The organism is Teichococcus aestuarii (genome assembly GCF_003116135.1).
Taxonomy (GTDB): domain Bacteria; phylum Pseudomonadota; class Alphaproteobacteria; order Acetobacterales; family Acetobacteraceae; genus Pseudoroseomonas; species Pseudoroseomonas aestuarii.
In genome coordinates, this window is record NZ_PDOA01000003.1 from 336,085 (window position 1) to 354,490 (window position 18,406).

Genomic DNA, 18,406 nt, shown 5'->3' on the forward strand with positions numbered 1-18,406 from the left:
TCAGGCCGCCTCCCGGCGGAAGAAGGCGCGCACGGTGGGGTGCGTCGCGTGGTCGCGCAGCTCGCGCGGGTCGCCCTCGGCGATCATGCCCTTGGCCTGCTTGTCCAGCATGATGCAGCGGTCGCCGATGGCCAGGATGCTCTGCAATTCGTGGGTCACGACGATGAAGGTGGTCCCGAGGTCGCGCGCGAGGTCCCGGATCAGCTGATCGAGGCCGGCGGAGGTGATGGGGTCGAGCCCGGCGGAGGGTTCGTCGAGGAACAGCAGCGGCGGGTCCAGCGCCATGGCGCGGGCGATGCCGGCGCGCTTGGCCATGCCGCCCGAGATCTCGGCCGGCAGCCGGTTGGCGGCGTCCGACAGGCCGACCAGGCCGAGCTTGACGCGCGCCACCTCCTCGCGCGCCGCGCGCGGCAGGCGGGTGTGCTCCTCCAGCGGCAGCATCACGTTCTCCAGCAGGGTCATGCTGCCGAACAACGCGCCGGACTGCCACATGACGCCGAGGCGCGAGAGCAATTCGCGCCGCTCCCGCCCGCGCGCGGCATCGAGGTTCTCGCCCAGGATGCGGATCTCGCCCTCGCTCGGCCGGTAGAGGCCGATCAGCAGCTTCAGCAGGGTGGACTTGCCGCAGCCCGAGCCGCCGAGGATGACGAAGACCTCGCCCTTGCGCACGTCGAAGGTGACGTCGCGGAACAGCACGTTGGACCCGAAGGCCATGGTCAGGCCGCGCACGCCGACGACGGCGGGGGCCTCCTTCTGCTCGGCCATGCCGCTCACCATCCCAGACGGTAGAAGAGGACGGCGAACAGCCCGTCCAGCACCACGGTGGCGACGATGCCGCCCACCACGGCCTGGGTGGCGGCATCGCCCACCGCGCGCGGCCCGCGCCCGGCGCCGAGCCCGGCGCGGCAGCCGATGCCGGCGATGACCAGCCCGAACACGCCCGCCTTGAACAGCCCGCCCAGCAGCGAGCCCAGCGTCAGCCACTGGCTGAGCTGGTTCAGCACCAGGGCGGCGGGGAAGCCCAGCGTGCCCATCACCACGCCCATGCCGAACAGGCCGGTGAGGTTCACCACCAGCGCCAGCACCGGCATCACCAGCAGCGCCGCGACGAGGCGCGGCAGCACCAGCATGCTCACCGGATCGACGCCCATGATGCGCAGCGCGTCCACCTCCTCGTTCACCGTCATGGTGCCGAGTTCGGCGGCATAGGCCGAGCCGGTGCGGCCAGCGACGATGATGGCGGCGATCAGCGGCCCCAGCTCGCGGATCAGCGAGATGCCGACCAGCGGCGGGATGAAGATCTCGGCGCCGAACTGCCGCATCGGGATGGAGGACTGGAAGGCCAGGATGACGCCGATCAGCGTGCCGAGCAGGATCGCCAGCGGGAAGGCGCGCAGCCCCGCCTCGTCCAGGTGGCGCAGCAGGTCGGCCACGCGCAATCGGCGCGGCTGGGGCAGCACGGCCAGCCCCATCAGCACCGTCTCGCCGAGGAAGCCGGTGGAGGCGCGGAAGGCGCGCAGGCCCTCCACCCCCCAGGCGCCGACGCGGCCGACGAAGGGCAGCGGCTTCGGGCCGGCGGCCGGGCGCGGGGCCGCCAGCGCATCCTGCGCCCGCTTCAGCACGGCGGAGACAGGCGCGCTGGCGCCCTCCACCGGGGCATCGCCCGCCACGGCGGCGCCGCGCAGCACCAGGGCGGCGCCGGTGGTGTCGAGCGCCGTGACGCCGGAGAGGTCCAGCCGCCGCGCGCCCCGCGCGGCCTTCAGCAGCGGCTCCCACAGCCCGCCCACCTGCCGCGTGGTCATCGCCCCGCGCAGCCGCAGCGTGTCGTCCTGACGGTCGAAGCCCGCCTGTTCCGCCTGATCCGTCATGCGGTGCAGCAGATAAGGCAGCCTGAGCGAAACTTTAAGCCTGTGTTCATCTCACTGGTTCCGGAGGGACGCCGGCCAGGGCCGCCAGGGCCGCATGGGCGGCCCATTCGCCGCTCTCCCACGCGCCGCCCACCGTGGCGGCGAGGCGCGGGTGGCAGGCCTCGCCGGCGAAGCAGAGCCGCCCGCCGGCCAGCGGCGTGCCCAGGATGCGGCGGGCCGCGGCCCGGCCGGGCCGGGCATGGGAGTAGGCACCGCGCGCATAGGGATCGTTGCCCCAGTCGCTGGCCAGCACCGGGGCGCCGCGCAGCGCGGCATCGGCGCGGGGGCCGAAGGCCGCGCGCAGCTCCGCCCGGGCCAGCGCCTCCAGCGCGGCGGGGCCCTCGCGGCTGGCCTCCCAGGCGGCGGGGCCGCCGAGGAAGCCCATCAGATGGTCCTGGCCGAAGGGCCAGGCGATGAAGGTCATCGCCGCCTCATCCTCCCGCTCCACCCGCCGCTCCTACCCGGTGAAGGGGGCGAGGCCCAGCCGGTCCTCCCCCGCCGCGCGCAGGCCGATCTTGTTCAGCAGGCCGAGCGGCAGGTCGTGCGCCGCCTGCTCCGTCTCCGCCGGCAGGGGCGGGTCGAAGCGCAGCGCGCCGGCGGCGAGCAGGGCGGTGGGGAGGGTCACGATGGCGGCGCGGGCCGCAACCTGCCCGAAGGCGCCCTCTGCCACCACGCCGGCGCCGCCCCAGCGCAGCCGCTCCACCGCCGCGCCATAGGTGACGGGCAGGCCGGCGGCGAGGCCGGATAGGAAATTCCCGATGCCCTGCGGCAGCAGCCAGTTCGGCGCGTCGAGCTGGGTGTCGAGGAAGTCCCGCAGGTCCATTTCGGCCAGCGGTGCGGCGCAGATGACGGGCCCTTCCCAATGCGCCACCATGGCATCCCAGGGGCCGCCGCGCGGGGCGAAATCGGCCGCCGAGGCGCCGGGCGGCGCCTCCGGCAGGGCGGCGCGCAGGCGGGCGTGGAAGGCGGCGTAGGTGGCGTCGTAATCGGCCATCTCCGCCTCGGCGGCGGGGCGGCCGTCGATCAGGCAGAGATGGCGGCGCACCGCATCATGGTCGAAGGGCGCGGCGCCGGCGGCGAGCGGCGCCAGCGGGTTGTCCAGCGCCTGGTGCAGCCAGGTGGCGCCGAGGTCGAACGGGGCGGCCAGGGTGGTGCTGTCGGTCCAGGCGCGGCCGCCCGGGCGGTGCCGCGCCTCCAGCACCCGCACGCCGCGCCCGGCGGCGCGGATGGCGCGCGCCGCCGCCAAGCCGGCGGCGCCGGCCCCCACCACCAGGATGTCGGGATCGACCATGGCGGGCGCGCTCAGCCGCCGCGCATCCGCCCCCAGGCATCGCGGCCGCGGCCGAGCGAGACGGCATCCGCCACATCGTTCGGCACCACGCGCTTGCCCACGGGGAAGATGGCGGCGCCGGCCAGCTTCAGATGCGCCCAGGCCAGCGGCAGGCCGATGATGGTGACGGCCATCGCCGCCGCCAGCGTCAGGTGCGAGATGCACAGCCAGATGCCGGCCAGCAGGAACCAGATCAGGTTGGCCAGCAGCCCCAGCGGCCCGGTGCCGATGGAGGGGACGCCCGTCAGGTCCTCGCGCGAGACCAGGCTGCGGCCGAAGGGGAGGAAGGAATAGCTCGCCATCGTCACGCAGGCGCGCGCCCAGGGGATGCCGATGATGGTGATGGTCATCAGCACCGCGGCCAGCAGCCACATCGCCGCCGTGACGAAGCCGAGGGCGAAGACGTTCCACAGGATGTTCAGCAGCAGCGCCAATTCACTCTCCCTCGGGTTGCTGCCACGGCAATGCCGGGCAGAGGCGCCGGGTTGCCCCACCCCCGAAGCGGGGTGACAGGCCGGGCCGGCGGCCGCACACTCCCTCTCATATGGGGCCGGGCCCCGGCAATCTCACCGGCTGGCCCTGTTGGCGAGGAGCAGGCGATGACGGAACAGGATGGCGCGATGCGGCCACATGCCGCGCATTGGGGTGCCTTCCGGGCCGGCTGGCAGAACGGCGCGCTGGTGGTGGAGCCCCATCCGGCGGACCCCGACCCCTCGCCGATCTTACAAAACTTCCCGGAGGCGCTGCGCCACCGGGCGCGCATCGCGCAGCCCATGGTGCGGCGAGGCTGGCTGGAGCACGGCCCCGGCCCCAGCACGGCGCGCGGGCGGGAGGCGTTCGTCCCCGTCTCCTGGGAGAAGGCGCTGGCGCTGCTGGCGGGCGAGCTGGCGCGGGTGCGGGATTCGCACGGGCCGCAGGCGGTGTTCGGCGGCTCCTATGGCTGGGCCAGCGCCGGGCGCTTCCACCATGCGCAGAGCCAGATCCACCGGTTCCTGAACATCGCCCTCGGCGGCTATGTCCGCTCGGTCAACAGCTACAGCGCCGGCGCTTCGGCGGTGATCATCCCGCACATCCTGGGGCCGTTCGAGGCGGTCACGCGCCGCAACGTCACCTGGGAGCAGATCGTCGGGCACACCGGGCTGGTGCTCTCCTTCGGCGGCATGGCGGTGAAGAACAGCGCGGTGGCCAGCGGCGGCGTCTCCCGCCATGTCGAGCGCGGCGCCATGGCGGCGGCGGCGGCGCGCGGCACCCGCTTCGTGCTGATCGGACCGCTGAAGGACGACCTGCCGGAGGAGGCGGGCGCCGAGTGGCTGCCCATCACCCCCGGCACCGACACGGCGCTGATGCTCGGCATGGCGCACACCCTGCTGGCCGAGGGGCTGCACGACACGGCCTTCCTCGCCACCCACTGCACCGGCTGGGACCGCTTCGCCCCCTACCTGACCGGCGCCGCCGACGGCCAGCCGAAGGACGCCGCCTGGGCTTCCGTCCACTGCGGCATCCCGGCCGGGCGCATCCGGCAACTGGCGCGGGACGCGGCCGGCACCCGCACCCTCATCTCCATGGCGCATTCCCTTCAGCGCGCCGAGCATGGCGAGCAGCCGGTGTGGATGGCCGCCGTGCTGGCAGCGATGCTGGGGCAGATCGGCCTGCCCGGCGGCGGCTACAACTACGCGCTCGGCGCCATCGCGCATTACGGCAAGCGGGCCAATGCGGTGCCGATCGCCGGCCTGCCGCAGGGCCGGAACGGCGTGCGGGACTTCATCCCCGTGGCCCGCGTCAGCGACATGCTGCTGAACCCCGGCGCGCCCTTCGACTACAACGGCCAGCGCCTGGCCTACCCCGATATCAAGCTGGTCTACTGGGCGGGCGGCAACCCCTTTCACCACCACCAGGACATCAACCGGCTGCGCCGCGCCTTCGCCCGCGTCGACACGCTGGTGGTGCATGAGAGCGCCTGGACCGCCACCGCCAGGCACGCCGACATCGTGCTGCCCGCCACACTCTCGCTGGAGCGGGAGGACATCGCCGGCTCGCCCAACGACCCGCTGCTCGTCGCCATGCACCAACTCGCAAAGCCCTTCGGCGAGGCGCGGGACGACTACGCCATCTTCGCCGGCCTTGCGGAGCGCCTGGGCTGCGGGGACGCCTTCACCGAGGGGCGGGACGCGCGCGGCTGGCTGCGCCACCTCTACGAGACCACCCGCGCGGCGCTGGCCGAACGCGGCGAGGCGGCGCCTTCCTTTGAGGAATTCTGGCAGGACGGCGAGCTGGCCCTGCCCCAGGCGCCGGACGATGGCGGCATCCTGCGCGCCTTCCGCGAGGACCCCGCGGCGAACCCGCTGCCCACGCCGAGTGGCCGCATCGAGATCTTCTCGGAGACCATCGCCGGCTTCGGCTACGATGACTGCCCCGGCCACCCCGCCTGGCTGGCGCCGACTGACACCCCCGCCCCCGGCGCGCCGCTCTGGCTCGTGGCCAACCAGCCCGCCACCCGGCTGCACAGCCAGCTCGATTTCGGCGGCACCAGCGCCGCCTCCAAGCGGCGCGGGCGGGAGGTGGTGCGCCTCCACCCCCAGGACGCCGCGGCACGCGGCATCGCCGAGGGCGACATCGTGCGGCTGCACAACGCCCGTGGCGCCTGCCTGGCCGCGGCGGCGCTGAGCGAGGCGGTGATGCCCGGCGTGGTGCAGCTCGCCACCGGCGCCTGGTACGACCCCGAGGACCCGAACGATGAGAACCCGCTCTGCGTGCACGGCAACCCGAACGTGCTGACGCGGGACATGGGCACCTCGCGCCTCGCCCAGGGCTGCACCGGGCAGCTCACCGCGCTGGAGGTGGAGAAGTTCACCGGCAACCTGCCGCCCGTGCGCGCCTGGGACCCGCCGGCCGGCTGAGCGGCGGCGGCGGGGCCGGCGCCCCGCCCCTTCGCGGCAGGCCGATTTCCTGTTTCCCGGAGCGTCCGGATCATATAGTTTCCTAGGAAACTCAACATGACCTCATGCCCCAGCCCCTCCCCGAACTGACCGACCATCTCGGCTACCGGATCCGCCAGGTGTCGAACCATGTCTCGCACGCCTTCGCCCGCAAGCTCGCCGCGCGGGGGGTGACGGTGGCCGAATGGGCACTCCTGCGCATGCTGTACGGGCAGCCGCCCCTGCCGCCCAGCCAGCTCGCCACGCGGATGGGCATGACGCGCGGCGCCATCACCCGCCTCGCCGACCGGCTGATCGGCAAGGGCCTGCTCCTCCGCGCGCCGAGCGCGGCGGATGGGCGGGCGCAGACCCTCGGGCTGACAGAGTCGGCAACCGCCTTCGTGCCGGAACTGGCCGGCCTCGCCGACCGCAACGAGGCCGAGTGCTTCGCCCATCTCTCCCCCGCCGAGCGCGAGACCCTGCGCGACCTGCTGGAGCGGACCGTGGCGCGGCTCGGCATCACCGGCGTGGCGGTCGAATGACCTCCCGCAACCCCACACCGCGGATGAATCCGATGGACGACACCCCCCGCGCCGTGGCCCAGGCCTGCCTCGACGGCGCCGAGGCCGGCACCCTGCATTTCCCCGAGATCCTGGACCGGCTGGGCCGCGCCGGCTTCGAGAGCTACGCGGTCGATTTCCGCCGCGCCAGCGCCACCTACTACCACGCGGACGGCGAAAGCCTGGTCCTGCCGCAGCCCCCGCAGGAAGGCCCCATCGCGGCCGCGTTCGACACCACGGCCCTGCGCGCCGCCATCGGGGAGGCGCAGCGCCAGGCGCCCGGCTACAGCTACCGGGGCTTCTGCGCCAGGGCGCGCGCCGCCGGCTGCGTGGGCTACATCGTCTCCCTCGCCGGGCGGCGGGCGGTCTATCTCGGCCGCACGGCGGAGACGCATGTGGAGCACTTCCCCCCCATGGCGGCGGTGGCCGCGCCATGAGCGGCTGCGCGCGCTGCGCCTGGGCCGAGGGCGACCCGGTGATGGTGGCCTACCACGACACCGAATGGGGCGTGCCCCTGCGCGACAGCCGCGCACTCTGGGCGCTGCTGGTGCTGGAGAGCTTCCAGGCCGGGCTTTCCTGGCGGACCATCCTGCACCGCCGCGAGGGCTTCCGCGCCGCCTTCGCGGGGTTCGACCCGGAGGCGGTGGCCGCCTACGACGCCGCCCGGGTGGAGGCGCTGGTGCAGGATGCCGGCATCATCCGCTCCCGCGCCAAGATCGAGGCGACGATCGGCAATGCCCGCGCCTACCTGCAAATGATGGCGGCGGGGGAGGATTTCGCGGCCTTCGCCTGGGGCTTCGTCGGCGGCGTGCCACGGCTCGGCGACGGCACGCATGTGGCCGCCAGCAGCGCCGAATCCGAGGCGCTGTCGAAGGCGCTGAAGCGGCGGGGCTTCCGCTTCGTCGGCGCGGTGACGGTCCATGCCTGGATGCAGGCGGCTGGCCTGTTCAACGACCACGCCCTCGGCTGCCCGCGCCGCGCGGCGCTGGCGCCGCCCGGAGCAGCCTGAGCGGCGGCCCCGGGGCCGCAGCCTCAGGGCCGGTGGATGTCGTGCACCTGGATGCCGCTGCCGGGCGGCGGCATCACCAGCCAGTTGCCGTGCCGCAGCGTGGCGCGGGTGTCCTCCAGCCCGCTCTGCCAGTGGGCGTGCATGGAGGTGGTGGAGAACTCGTAGTCCTTCGCCTGCCCCTCGAAGGCCTGCTGCTGGTAGATCAGCTGCAGGATCACCACCTCCGGCATTCGCTCCAGCTGCGCCTTCAGCGCCTTCTGGCCCTCGTCCAGCCGCTCGGGCGGCACCATCTCCAGCGCCCGCCGCAGCTCCACCTCCAGCTGGCGCTGGCGGCGGTAGATGTCCGTCACCATGCGGGTGCGGCTGCTGTAGCGGATGTCCTTCTCGCGCGACATCACGCCCGGCATGGAGCGCGGCACCAGCCCCCGCGCGCTGAACAGGTCCACCTGGAAGGCCAGGGTGTTGCGCCCCTCCAGATTCTCCAGCAGGTGCTGCAGGGGCGTGTTGGAGACAAGGCCGCCATCCCAGAACCAGTCGGTTCCCACCTGCACCATGGGCAGCGCCGGCGGCAGCGCGCCGGAGGCCATGATGTGCGCCTCGGTGATGCGCATGCGGCTGCTGTCGAAGAAGGCGAAATTGCCGGTGGCGACGTTCACGGCGCCGACCGAGAAGCGGATGCGCCCATCGTTCAGCAGGTCGAAATCCACCAGCTCGCGCAGCGTCTCGCGCAGGGGCGCGCTGTCGTAGAAGGCGGTCGCGGTGCGCGCGCCGGGCAGCGAGAACCACGGGTTGGGCCGGTTCGGCGTGAAGAAGCCGGGCTGGCCCTGCAGCATGGTCAGCACCGCCGAGGCCTCGTGCCGCCACTGGCGGAAGAGGTCGCCATCCGGCAGGGCCTGGGGCCAGATGCGCTCGCTGGTGACACGGTCCCAGAAGCTGTGCAGCGCCGCCACGCGCCTCTCCGGCGGGTTGCCGGCGATCAGCGCGCCGTTGATCGCGCCGATCGAGACGCCGGCGATCCAGTCCAGCGCCACGCCCGCCTCGGCGAGCGCCTCGTACACCCCGGCCTGGTAGGCGCCGAGCGCCCCGCCCCCCTGCAGCACCAGCGCCACCCGCCGGCACCCCTCCGGCCGCCACGGGTCCCCGGGGCGGAAGCCGTGCCGGTCGAGGCCGGCGGCGGGCTCGGCGGCGGGCTCGGCGGCGACGGGCCGCTCAGGGATCGGCCGCCCGGGGATGGGGCGCTCGGGGATGGGTGCGTCCATGGGGGCTCTCCTGCGCGTGGATCGCCCCCAGGATGAGGCCCGCCCGGCCCGCCGCCAAGGCGCGGCCGGGCGGCGCGGCTCAGAGCTTCAGCCCGAGCCGCTCGATCATCGCCTTCTCCTCGGTGTTGGTCTTCTGCGCGAAGGCGGCATATTCCTCCGGCCCCATGTAGATCACCGGCATGTCGTAGCGGTCGAGGATGGCGACGTGCTTCGGGTCGTTCACCGCCACGCGGAAGGCCTCGTCCAGCACCTTCACCACCGCCGGGTCCATCCCCTTCGGCCCGGCGACGCCGTAGGGCGAGGTGGAGACGATGTCGATGCCGCTTTCCTTCAGCGTCGGCGTCTCGGGGAAGCGCTTGGCGCGCGAGGGGCCCCAGGTGACGAGCAGCTTCACCCGGCCGTCCTTCACCATCTCCGCCCAGCCGGAACTGTCGGCCAGCGCATGGGTCTGGCCGCCGAGCAGCGAGGTGAGGTTCTCGGCGAAGCCGCGGAAGGGCACGTGCACCCACTCCACCCCCTTCTGCCCGGCGATCTGCTCCATGGTGATGTGCAGCGAGGTGCCGACGCCGGGGGTGCCGTAGGTGAACTTGCCCGGGTTCTTCTTCGAATCGGCGATGAACTCGTCGAGCGTGTTCCAGGGCGCGTCGGCGCGGACCACGATGCCGAACAGGTAGCCGGTCAGGTGGCTGACCCAGGTGAAGTCCTTCATCGGGTCGAAGGGCGCGCGCGCGGCCATGTGCGGATAGCGGAACACGCTGATCGGCATCTGCGAGAGGGTGTAGCCGTCCGGCTTCTCGTTCAGCAGCGCCTGCGGGCCGAGGATGCCGCCGGCGCCGGAGCGGTTCTCCACCACCACCGGCTGGCCCAGCCTGGCCGAGGCCACCTCGCAGAAGGCGCGCATCTGGACATCGGTGGTGCCGCCGGCGCCCCAGGGCACCAGCATGCGGATCGGGCGGTTGGGGAAGCCGGATTGGGCCAGGGCCGGCCGGGCCAGCGCGGCCGCGCCGAGGCCGGCGGCGCCGAGGGCACCCAGCGAGAGCGCCGCGCGGCGGGTCAATGCAGTCATTCTTGTCTTCCTCCAACTTCCTCGCTTTATAGGGGCAAGGCTCCACGTTGGAGTTTAGCCCGGAAACCCTCCCGGCCGGCAACCTCCCTCCCCGTTTCCGTGCGGCCCCGTTTCCGTGCGGCCGGTCTCAACCCCTGCGCTCCATCCCGCAGGGTTGATCCCCCATTTGGGAGGAAGCGCTTATAGGTGGGCCTGCAACCGGGCAGGCTCGGAGAGACGACGCATCATGGCCCCTTTGGGCACCGAATCCCGGCGTACCGGCCTGCGCTGGCACCTGCGGCAGGAAACCCGGTCCCGGCACGACGCCGCCGATGCCCTGGGCAGCGACCACGACCTCGGCACCCTCGCCGGCTATCGCGGCTTTCTCCGCGCCCATGCCCGCGCCCTGCCGGCCCTGGAAGCCGCCTGCGACGCCGCGGGCCTCGCCGCCAGGCTGCCGGACTGGCCCCGCCGCCGCCGCGCCGCCGCCCTGGCCGCCGATCTCGCGGCGCTCGGCGTGGCCGCGCCTGACAGCCCGCCCCTCGCCTTCGCCGGGGTGGAAGAGGCACTGGGCGCCGCCTATGTGCTGGAGGGCTCGCGGCTCGGCAATGCCATGCTGCTGCGCCAGGCCGCGGCCCTGCCGGAAGCACGGGGGGCCACGGCCTACCTGGCCCACGACCCGGGGACGGGAGGCTGGCCGGCCTTCCTGCCGCTGCTGGAGCAGGCTCTCCCCGGCTCGCACCTCTGGCCCGAGGCGGCGCATGGCGCGCGCCTGGCCTTCGACCACTTCCTGGCGGCCCTGCGTCGCGAAAGGACCGCTGAGCCAATGCTGCATGCGTGAAGACCTGGGCGACCTCTCTCTGACACAGGCCGTCGACCTGACGAATTGCGACCGCGAGCCGATCCACCTGCTGGGTGGCGTTCAGCCGATCGGCTTCCTGGTCGCGGTCACTTCGGACTGGGTGGTCCGGCGGACCTCCGCCAACGTCGAGGCGCATCTGGGCCAGGCGCCCGAGGCCCTGTTCGGCAGCTTCCTCTCCCGCCTGCTGACGCGCGAGGCGCTGCACCAGATCGGCGGCCGGCTGCACCTGCTGCGCGGCCCCAACGCGGTGGAGCGCCTGTTCGGCGTGGTGCTGCAGGAAGGGCAGCCGCCCTACGACCTCGCCATCCACATGGCGGGCGAGATGATCGTGCTGGAGGGCGAGCCCTCCGACCTGGAGGACGCGCTGGAGGCCGGCACCACGGTGCGCGGCATGATCGCCCGGCTGCACCAGGTGGAGGGGTTCGACGGCCTCTGCCGCGAGGCGGTGCGGCAGATCCGCGCGCTGACCGGCTTCGGCCGCGTCATGCTCTACCGCTTCGACCATGACGGGGCGGGCGAGGTGATCGCCGAATCGACCGCCAGCTTCATGCCCTCCTTCATGGGGCTGCACTTCCCGGCCTCCGACATCCCGCGCCAGGCCCGGCTGCTCTACGAGCGCAACTTGCTGCGCCTGATCACCGACACGGAGCTGGCGCCGGTGCCGGTGCTGCCGCTGCTCGATTCGCGCCAGCAGCCGCTCGACCTCTCGCTCAGCGTGCTGCGCAGCGTCTCGCCCATCCACATCGAGTATCTGCGCAACATGGGGATCAAGGCCTCCATGTCGATCTCGGTGCTGCGCAAGGGCCGGCTCTGGGGGCTGATCGCCTGCCACAACACCGAGCCGCTGCGCGTGCCCTTCGAGCGCCGCACCGCGGCCGAGCTGTTCGGCCAGATCTTCTCCCTCGCCCTGGAAAGCCGCGAGCGGGAGGAGGATCTCTCGCGCGAGGCGCAGGCCAACCGCGTGCACCACCGGCTGATGGCCTCGCTCGGCGCCATGCGCCCCGGCAGCAGCTCGCTCGCCGAGTTCCTCGAGACGCTGGCCGAGGTCATCGGCTGCGACGGCATCGGGCTGTGGAGCAGCACCGGCACCGCGCTGCACGGCCACACGCCGACGGTGGAGGAATTCTCCGGCATCGTCCGCTTCCTGCACCGCGCCGCCTCGGGCACCATCTACGCCACCCACCGGCTGGGGGAGATGCACCCGCCGGCGGCCGACTACGCGCAGCGCGCCGCCGGGCTGCTCGCCATCCCGCTCTCCCGCGCCCCGCGCGACTACCTGGTGTTCTTCCGCCGTGCCGTGACGCAGTCCGTCACCTGGGCGGGCGACCCGAGCAAGCCGGTGGCGCTGGGGCCGAACGGGCCGCGCCTGACGCCGCGCAAGAGCTTCGCCGCCTGGCAGGAGACGGTCGAGGGCCAGAGCCGCCCCTGGACCGAGAGCGACCTGATGATGGCCGAGCGCCTGCGCGTGACGCTGCTCGAGGTCGTGCTGCAGCTCACCGACATGGCGGAGCGCGAGCGCCGCGTGGCGCAGGAGCGGCAGGAGATCCTGATCGCCGAGCTGAACCACCGGGTGCGCAACATCCTCGGCCTGATCCGCGGCCTGGTGAACCAGACCCGCGGCCATGCCGGCTCGGTGGACGAGTTCGCCGGCATGATCGGCGGCCGCATCCAGGCGCTGGCGCGCGCGCATGAGCAGATCACCACCGACCGCTGGCGCGCGGCGCCGCTGGAGGAGCTGATCCGCTCCGAGGCCGCCGCCTACGCCGCCAATGGCCGCGACCGGGTGCGGCTGGACGGCCCGCCGGTGCTGCTCGAGCCGGTGGCCTACACCACCCTCGCGTTGGTCATGCACGAGATGATGACCAACGCCGCCAAGTATGGCGCGCTGTGCGACGGCCACGGCCATGTGCAGGTGCGCTGGCGCTTCACGCCCGAGGAGGCGCTGGAGATCCGCTGGACCGAGGAAGGCGGGCCGCCCGTGCAGCCGCCGCGGCGCCAGGGCTTCGGCACCACCATCGTCGAGCGCGCCCTGCCGCACGACCTGAAGGGCGAGGCGGAGCTGCACTACCACCTGTCCGGCGTGCAGGCCCGCTTCCTGCTGCCGGCCAGCTATGTGCGGCGCGGCACGGAGGCGGCGGTGGAGGCACAGCACGCCCTTCCGGCCGCCCCGGCGGAGTTTTCCTTCTCCGGCCGCGTGCTGCTGGTGGAGGACAACCTGCTGATCGCCATGGATGCCGAGGACCAGCTGCGGCGCCTGGGGGGCACGGCGGTGGATGTCGCCTCCTCAGTCCAGGCGGCGCTGCGGATGCTGGAGCATGCCGTGCCCCAGGTGGCGCTGCTCGACGTCAATCTGGGCCGCGAGAGCAGCTTCCCCGTGGCCGATGCCCTGCTGGCGCGCGGCATCCCCTTCGTCTTCGCCACCGGCTATGGCGAGGCCGATGCCTTCCCCGACCGCTTCCGGTCGAGCGAGGTCATCAGCAAGCCCTACACGATGGCGGAGATGCGCACCGCCCTGCAGCGCAGCATGGGCCAGGGCCGGCCCCCGCCGCCCTCCACGCCCCGCACCGAGGAACCCGCATGACCCGTCCGCTTTCCGTCGTCACCCTGTGCGGCAGCCTGCGCGCCGGCAGCTACAACGCCGCCCTCCAGCGCACCCTGCCGGAGCTGGCGCCCGAGGGCATGACGCTGACTGCGCTCGAAGGCCTGGGCGACATCCCGCTCTACAATTCCGATGTGCAGGCGCAGGGCTTCCCCGCCGCCGTCACCGCCATGGGCGAGGCCATCGCCGCCGCGGACGGAATCATCATCGTCACGCCGGAATACAACTACTCCATCCCCGGCGTGCTGAAGAACGGCATCGACTGGCTCTCCCGCCTGCCCGACACCCCCTTCGCCGGCAAGCCGATGGCCATCCAGAGCGCCTCGATGAGCGTGCTGGGCGGCGTGCGCGCGCAGTACCACCTGCGCCAGGTGGCGGTGTTCCTCGACGCGCGGGTGCTGAACAAGCCGGAGGTGATGGTGGCCTCCGTGCAGCAGCGCGTGCAGGATGGCCGGCTGACCGACGAAGGCACGCGCGAGGTGATCCGCAAGCAGCTCGCGGCCTTCGCGGCGTTCATCGGGGCGGCGAACGCGTAAGCAAGCAAGGCCAGGGGAAGGAATTCCCCTGGCCTTGCTTCCTTCCGTCAGTTCAGGGCGCGCCAGCCGATGTCGCGGCGGCAGAAGCCCTCCGGCCAGTTCACGGCATCCACCGCCGCATAGGCCGCGCCCCGCGCCTCGGCCAGGGTGGCGCCGCTGGCGGCGACGCCGAGCACACGCCCGCCCGTGGCCACCAGGCTGCCATGCGCGTCCCGCGCCGTGCCGGCATGGAAGACCTGCGCGCCCGGCACCTGCGCCGCCCGCTCCAGCCCCTCGATGACGCTGCCCTTCTGGTAGGCGCCCGGGTAACCCTTCGCCGCCATCACCACCACCATCGCCGCCTCCTCCGACCAGCGCAGGGCGAAGCGGTCCAGTTCGCCATCGCAGGCGGCCAGCAGCGCGGCCAGCAGGTCGGATTGCAGGCGCAGCATCAGCACCTGGCATTCCGGGTCGCCGAAGCGGACATTGAACTCGATCAGGCGCGGACCGCTCTCCGTCAGCATCAGCCCGGCGAACAGCACGCCGCGGAAGGGCGTGCCGCGCTTCGCCATCTCCGCCAGGGTCGGGCGGATGATGCGGTCCATCACCTGCGCCTCGATCTCGGGCGTGAAGGCGGGCGGCGGGGAATAGGCGCCCATGCCGCCGGTGTTGGGGCCGGTGTCGCCATCGCCCACGCGCTTGTGGTCCTGCGCGGCGGCCATGGGCAGGGCGGTGGTGCCGTCGCACAGCGCGAAGAAGGAGACCTCCTGCCCCATCAGGCATTCCTCGATCAGGATCTCGGCGCCGGCCGCGCCGTGCACGCGCTCCTCCATGATCTCGGTGATGGCCTGCTCGGCCTCGGCCACCGTGGCGGCCACCACCACGCCCTTGCCGGCGGCGAGGCCATCGGCCTTCACCACGATCGGCGCGCCCTTCCGCCGGACATAGGCGCGCGCCTCGGCGGCATCCGTGAAGCGGGCCCACTCGGCGCCGGGCACGCCGGCGGCGGTGGTCACCTCTCGCGTGAAGGCCTTGCTGCCCTCCAGCTTCGCGGCGGCGGCGCTGGGGCCGAAGCAGCGGATCCCGGCTGCGGCGCAGGCATCGGCCAGCCCCAGCGTCAGTGGCGCCTCCGGCCCCACCACCACCAGGTCCACCGCCTGCGCCTGGGCGAAGGCCACCAGCCCGGCGACATCCTCGGCGCCGATCGCCACGCATTCGGCGATCTCGGCGATGCCCGCATTGCCCGGCGCCACCCAGAGCTTGCCCAGCAGGCCGGAGCCGGAGAGCGCCCAGGCCAGGGCATGTTCGCGGCCGCCGCCGCCCACCAGAAGCACTTGCATCGTGACCCGAGGCCCTTGTTCCAAACCGGGGCCGCGCTAGCATGACTGGCGGGGCTCCGTCAGCCCATGCCTTCAACCCTGTGCCAGGCCGCCGCCGCCTCAGGCGGAGGTGTTCCAGATGTCGCGGTGCCATTTCCAGCCGCCATCCCCGCATTTCCACAGCACGACATACTGGATGGGGATGGTGGCGCTGCCGGTGACGATCTCCCCCCGCGCGACCTCGCAGGCCATCTCGCCCAGGATGGTGGTCTCGAACGGCCGCAGGCGGCAGGCGGTCACGCCAAGGCTGCGGGCCGCCTGCTGCCAGAATGCGCGGATCGCCTCCAGCCCCTGCACCGCCTCGCCGCCCGGCGGCAGGATGAGGGCATCGCGGGTGTAGACCTGGTCCAGGGCCTCGAACCGGCCCTGGCCGACAACCTGCTCCTCGAAGATCCTGTTGACCTCGTCCATGGCTTGCCTCGCGGCCGCGTCGCGCATCGGAGCCTCCCGGGGATGCAACATGTTCTGATATAGTAACGTATTGCGGTGTGGCCCGCAAAGGCCGGCCGGCTGGCCGTGGCGCCGCGGCCGCCCTACTATGCGCGGCATGGACACGCCCGATGCGCGCGAGGCCCCGGCCCGCAGCAACGCCCCCGAATTCACCGTCTCCGAGATCAGCGGCGCCATCAAGCGCACGCTGGAGGGCGAGTTCGGCCGCGTGCGGGTGCGCGGCGAGATCACCGAGCTGAAGGCCTACCCTTCGGGCCATATCTACCTCGCGCTGAAGGATGAGGGGGCGAAGATCCGCGCCATCATCTGGCGCTTCGCCGTGCCGCGCCTCTCGCTGAAGCCCGAGAACGGCATGGAGGTGATCGCCACCGGCAAGGTCTCGGCCTATGGCGAGCGCAGCGACTACCAGCTCATCATCGACCGCATCGAATTCGCCGGCGAGGGCGCGCTGCTCGCCCGCATCGAGCAGCTGAGGAAGAAGCTCGGCGCCGAGGGGCTGTTCGACGAGGCGCGCAAGCGGCCGCTGCCGCTGCTGCCGCGCGTGGTCGGCGTCGTCTCCTCCGAGAAGGGCGCGGTGATCCAGGACATCCGCACCACCATCGCGCGGCGCTTCCCGCGCCACCTGCTGCTGTGGCCGGTGCCGGTGCAGGGCCAGGGCGCGGCGGAGCAGATCGCCGCCGCCATCCGCGGCTTCTCCCGCCTGCCCGCCGGCCTGCCCCGGCCGGACGTGCTGATCGTCGCGCGCGGCGGCGGCAGCCTGGAGGATCTGATGGCCTTCAACGAGGAGGTGGTCATCCGCGCCGTGGCCGAATGCCCCATCCCGCTGATCTCGGCGGTGGGGCACGAGACGGACACCACGCTGATCGACTTCGCCTCGGACCGCCGCGCCCCCACCCCCACCGCCGCCGCCGAGCTGGCCGTGCCGGCGCGGGCCGATCTGCTGGCGGCGCTGGGGCAGACCGCCACGCGGCTGCTGCAATCCGGCCAGGCGCTGCTGAACACGGCCCGGCTGCGCCTCTCCCGCGCCGAGGCGCGGATGCCGGACCTGCCCGGGCTGGTGGGTGCCGCCCGCCAGCGGCTCGACGACCGCGCCGAGCGCCTGGCCCTGGCGCCGGGCGCGCTGCTCTCCCGCAAGCGCGCGGCGCTCGATGCCATCGCGCCTCGCCTGCCGCATCCGCGCGAGACGCTGGCCGGCCACCGCAACGCACTGGCGCTGCTGGAGATGCGCGGCGGTGCCGCGTTGCGCCGGATGATCGACCGGCGGCAGACCGCGCTGCACCGCCTGCCGGACCCGGCCGGCGCGCTGGCTGGCCGGCTGCGCGAGGCAAGGCTGCGGCTGGAGGGGCTGGTGGGCCGGCTGGAGGGCGCCTCCTACCAGGGCGTGCTGGCGCGCGGCTTCGCGCTGCTGCGCGGCGCCGATGGCGAGCCGCTGACCGAGGCCGCCGCCATCGCCCCCGGCCAGCGCCTCACCGCCACGCTGCGCGACGGCAGCGTGGCGCTGCTGGCCGAGGGCGGCGATGCCCCGCCTGCCCCCGCCACGCCCCCGAAGCCACGCCGCAAGGCCCCGCCGGACCCCCGGCCCGAGCCGAAGCCGGAACAGGGCTCGCTGCTGTGACCATCGACCCCAAGGCCATCGCCCTGAAGGATGCCCGCATGCTCTCTCGCCGCCTCGCCCTCGCCCTGCCCGGCCTGCTGCTGGGCGCCTGCGGGGGCGGCGCGGAGCCGGTCGCGGCCTCCAACCCCTCCGCGGGGCCGCTGCTGGCGCTGCCGCCGGAGGCGCCGGCCCAGGGCGGGCTGCTGCTCGGCCGCACCCGCCCCGGCAGCCGCGTGACGCTGGATGGCCGCGCCGTCTCGGTGGCGCCCGATGGCCGCTTCGCCCTGGGCTTCAGCCGCGACGCGGCGCCCGCCGCCGAGCTGGTGGTGACCACTCCCGGCGGCCAGACGGAGCGCCGCAGCCTCGCCGTGGCGAGGCGCGAATGGGACGTGCAGCGCATCAACGGCCTGCCCGGCGCCATGGTCAGTCCCAACGCGCAGCAGATGGCCCGCATCACCCGCGAGCGCGAGCGCATCGCCGCCCTGCGCAAGGTGGACAGCGACCTGCCCCATTTCGCCGAAGGGTTCGACTGGCCGGCGCATGGCCGCATCAGCGGCGTGTATGGCAGCCAGCGCATCCTGAACGGCGAGCCGCGCGCCCCGCATCTGGGGCTCGACATCGCCGCCCCCACCGGCACGCCCTGCGCCACCATGGCCCCCGGCCGCGTGCTGCTGGCCGAGGATCTCTACTTCACCGGCAACACCGTGCTGGTGGACCATGGCCACGGCGTGGTCAGCCTCTACGCCCACCTCTCGGCCATGGATGTGCGGGAGGGGGCGATGCTGGCGCGCGGCCAGCGCCTGGGCGCGATCGGCGCCACCGGCCGCGTCACCGGGCCGCACCTGCATCTGGGGCTGCACTGGTTCGCCACGGCGCTGGACCCGCAGCCGCTGCTGCCTCCCGCCTGAGAGGCGGCAACACCCCGGCAGCATTTTTCGCGATAATCCACCAAATTGCAGTAACGCTTTCATCACCCGGTAAG

16 protein-coding genes and 1 pseudogene are annotated in these 18,406 nt (G+C 73.2%); 9 read left to right on the forward strand and 8 right to left on the reverse strand.

What is annotated here, in order from left to right:
• The 4 genes and pseudogenes from CR165_RS07055 to CR165_RS07075 all read right to left on the reverse strand — a co-directional run bounded on the left by CR165_RS07055 (position 1) and on the right by CR165_RS07075 (position 3,671).
• Positions 1 to 765: an ABC transporter ATP-binding protein gene (locus tag CR165_RS07055; protein ID WP_109516411.1), complete on the reverse strand. Its 765-nt coding sequence runs from the start codon at positions 763 to 765 to the stop codon at positions 1 to 3.
• Positions 766 to 770: 5 nt separating this feature from the next.
• On the reverse strand, positions 771 to 1,868 hold the full coding sequence (locus CR165_RS07060) for an ABC transporter permease (RefSeq protein ID WP_109516255.1): 1,098 nt from the start codon (positions 1,866 to 1,868) through the stop codon (positions 771 to 773).
• Between the two features lie 46 nt (positions 1,869 to 1,914).
• Positions 1,915 to 3,198, reverse strand: a pseudogene (locus CR165_RS25585) (flavin monoamine oxidase family protein).
• An 11-nt stretch (positions 3,199 to 3,209) separates the two neighbouring features.
• On the reverse strand, positions 3,210 to 3,671 hold the full coding sequence (locus CR165_RS07075; protein ID WP_109516258.1) for a YccF domain-containing protein: 462 nt from the start codon (positions 3,669 to 3,671) through the stop codon (positions 3,210 to 3,212).
• Positions 3,672 to 3,836: 165 nt separating this feature from the next.
• On the opposite strand from CR165_RS07075, the gene CR165_RS07080 reads away from it, so the two are divergent.
• From CR165_RS07080 to CR165_RS07095, 4 genes are all read left to right on the forward strand, one after another.
• Positions 3,837 to 6,134: a molybdopterin guanine dinucleotide-containing S/N-oxide reductase gene (locus CR165_RS07080; protein WP_109516259.1), complete on the forward strand. Its 2,298-nt coding sequence runs from the start codon at positions 3,837 to 3,839 to the stop codon at positions 6,132 to 6,134.
• A 104-nt stretch (positions 6,135 to 6,238) separates the two neighbouring features.
• Positions 6,239 to 6,694 (forward strand): MarR family winged helix-turn-helix transcriptional regulator, encoded by a 456-nt coding sequence (locus tag CR165_RS07085; RefSeq protein WP_109516260.1) that lies wholly within the window; start codon positions 6,239 to 6,241, stop codon positions 6,692 to 6,694.
• 32 nt (positions 6,695 to 6,726) lie between these two features.
• Positions 6,727 to 7,149 carry a DUF1398 domain-containing protein gene (locus tag CR165_RS07090; protein ID WP_109516261.1) on the forward strand — a complete coding sequence of 141 codons (423 nt, stop codon included), beginning with the start codon at positions 6,727 to 6,729 and terminating at the stop codon, positions 7,147 to 7,149.
• On the forward strand, positions 7,146 to 7,721 hold the full coding sequence (locus CR165_RS07095) for a DNA-3-methyladenine glycosylase I (RefSeq protein WP_109516262.1): 576 nt from the start codon (positions 7,146 to 7,148) through the stop codon (positions 7,719 to 7,721). The genes CR165_RS07090 and CR165_RS07095 overlap by 4 nt, the downstream gene beginning before the upstream one ends.
• Before the next feature lie 23 nt (positions 7,722 to 7,744).
• Here CR165_RS07095 and CR165_RS07100 read toward each other — a convergent pair whose 3' ends face one another.
• Positions 7,745 to 8,980: a patatin-like phospholipase family protein gene (locus CR165_RS07100; protein ID WP_109516263.1), complete on the reverse strand. Its 1,236-nt coding sequence runs from the start codon at positions 8,978 to 8,980 to the stop codon at positions 7,745 to 7,747.
• 79 nt (positions 8,981 to 9,059) lie between these two features.
• Complete coding sequence (locus CR165_RS07105; RefSeq protein WP_109516264.1) at positions 9,060 to 10,046, reverse strand: tripartite tricarboxylate transporter substrate binding protein; 987 nt, start codon at positions 10,044 to 10,046, stop codon at positions 9,060 to 9,062.
• Positions 10,047 to 10,272: 226 nt separating this feature from the next.
• On the opposite strand from CR165_RS07105, the gene CR165_RS07110 reads away from it, so the two are divergent.
• The 3 genes from CR165_RS07110 to CR165_RS07120 are packed head-to-tail and all read left to right on the forward strand — an operon-like array spanning position 10,273 to position 14,022.
• A complete protein-coding gene (locus CR165_RS07110) occupies positions 10,273 to 10,866 on the forward strand; it encodes a biliverdin-producing heme oxygenase (RefSeq protein WP_146201843.1) in 594 nt (197 codons plus the stop codon).
• On the forward strand, positions 10,859 to 13,468 hold the full coding sequence (locus CR165_RS07115; protein ID WP_109516266.1) for an HWE histidine kinase domain-containing protein: 2,610 nt from the start codon (positions 10,859 to 10,861) through the stop codon (positions 13,466 to 13,468). The genes CR165_RS07110 and CR165_RS07115 overlap by 8 nt, the downstream gene beginning before the upstream one ends.
• The gene (locus CR165_RS07120; RefSeq protein ID WP_109516267.1) at positions 13,465 to 14,022 is read left to right on the forward strand and encodes an NADPH-dependent FMN reductase; all 558 of its coding nucleotides are present in this window, start codon (positions 13,465 to 13,467) and stop codon (positions 14,020 to 14,022) included. Before CR165_RS07115 ends, CR165_RS07120 begins: the two co-directional genes overlap by 4 nt.
• Positions 14,023 to 14,069: 47 nt before the next feature.
• On the opposite strand, the gene purD is transcribed toward CR165_RS07120, so the two are convergent.
• Together purD and CR165_RS07130 are read right to left on the reverse strand one after the other, a co-directional pair.
• Complete coding sequence (purD, locus tag CR165_RS07125) at positions 14,070 to 15,341, reverse strand: phosphoribosylamine--glycine ligase (protein ID WP_109516268.1); 1,272 nt, start codon at positions 15,339 to 15,341, stop codon at positions 14,070 to 14,072.
• 99 nt (positions 15,342 to 15,440) lie between these two features.
• The gene (locus CR165_RS07130) at positions 15,441 to 15,818 is read right to left on the reverse strand and encodes a YybH family protein (protein ID WP_181378035.1); all 378 of its coding nucleotides are present in this window, start codon (positions 15,816 to 15,818) and stop codon (positions 15,441 to 15,443) included.
• 109 nt (positions 15,819 to 15,927) lie between these two features.
• On the opposite strand from CR165_RS07130, the gene xseA reads away from it, so the two are divergent.
• Positions 15,928 to 17,445: an exodeoxyribonuclease VII large subunit gene (xseA, locus tag CR165_RS07135; RefSeq protein ID WP_109516270.1), complete on the forward strand. Its 1,518-nt coding sequence runs from the start codon at positions 15,928 to 15,930 to the stop codon at positions 17,443 to 17,445.
• On the forward strand, positions 17,442 to 18,332 hold the full coding sequence (locus tag CR165_RS07140; RefSeq protein ID WP_245906197.1) for a M23 family metallopeptidase: 891 nt from the start codon (positions 17,442 to 17,444) through the stop codon (positions 18,330 to 18,332). The genes xseA and CR165_RS07140 overlap by 4 nt, the downstream gene beginning before the upstream one ends.
• The last annotated feature ends 74 nt before the right edge of the window (positions 18,333 to 18,406 follow it).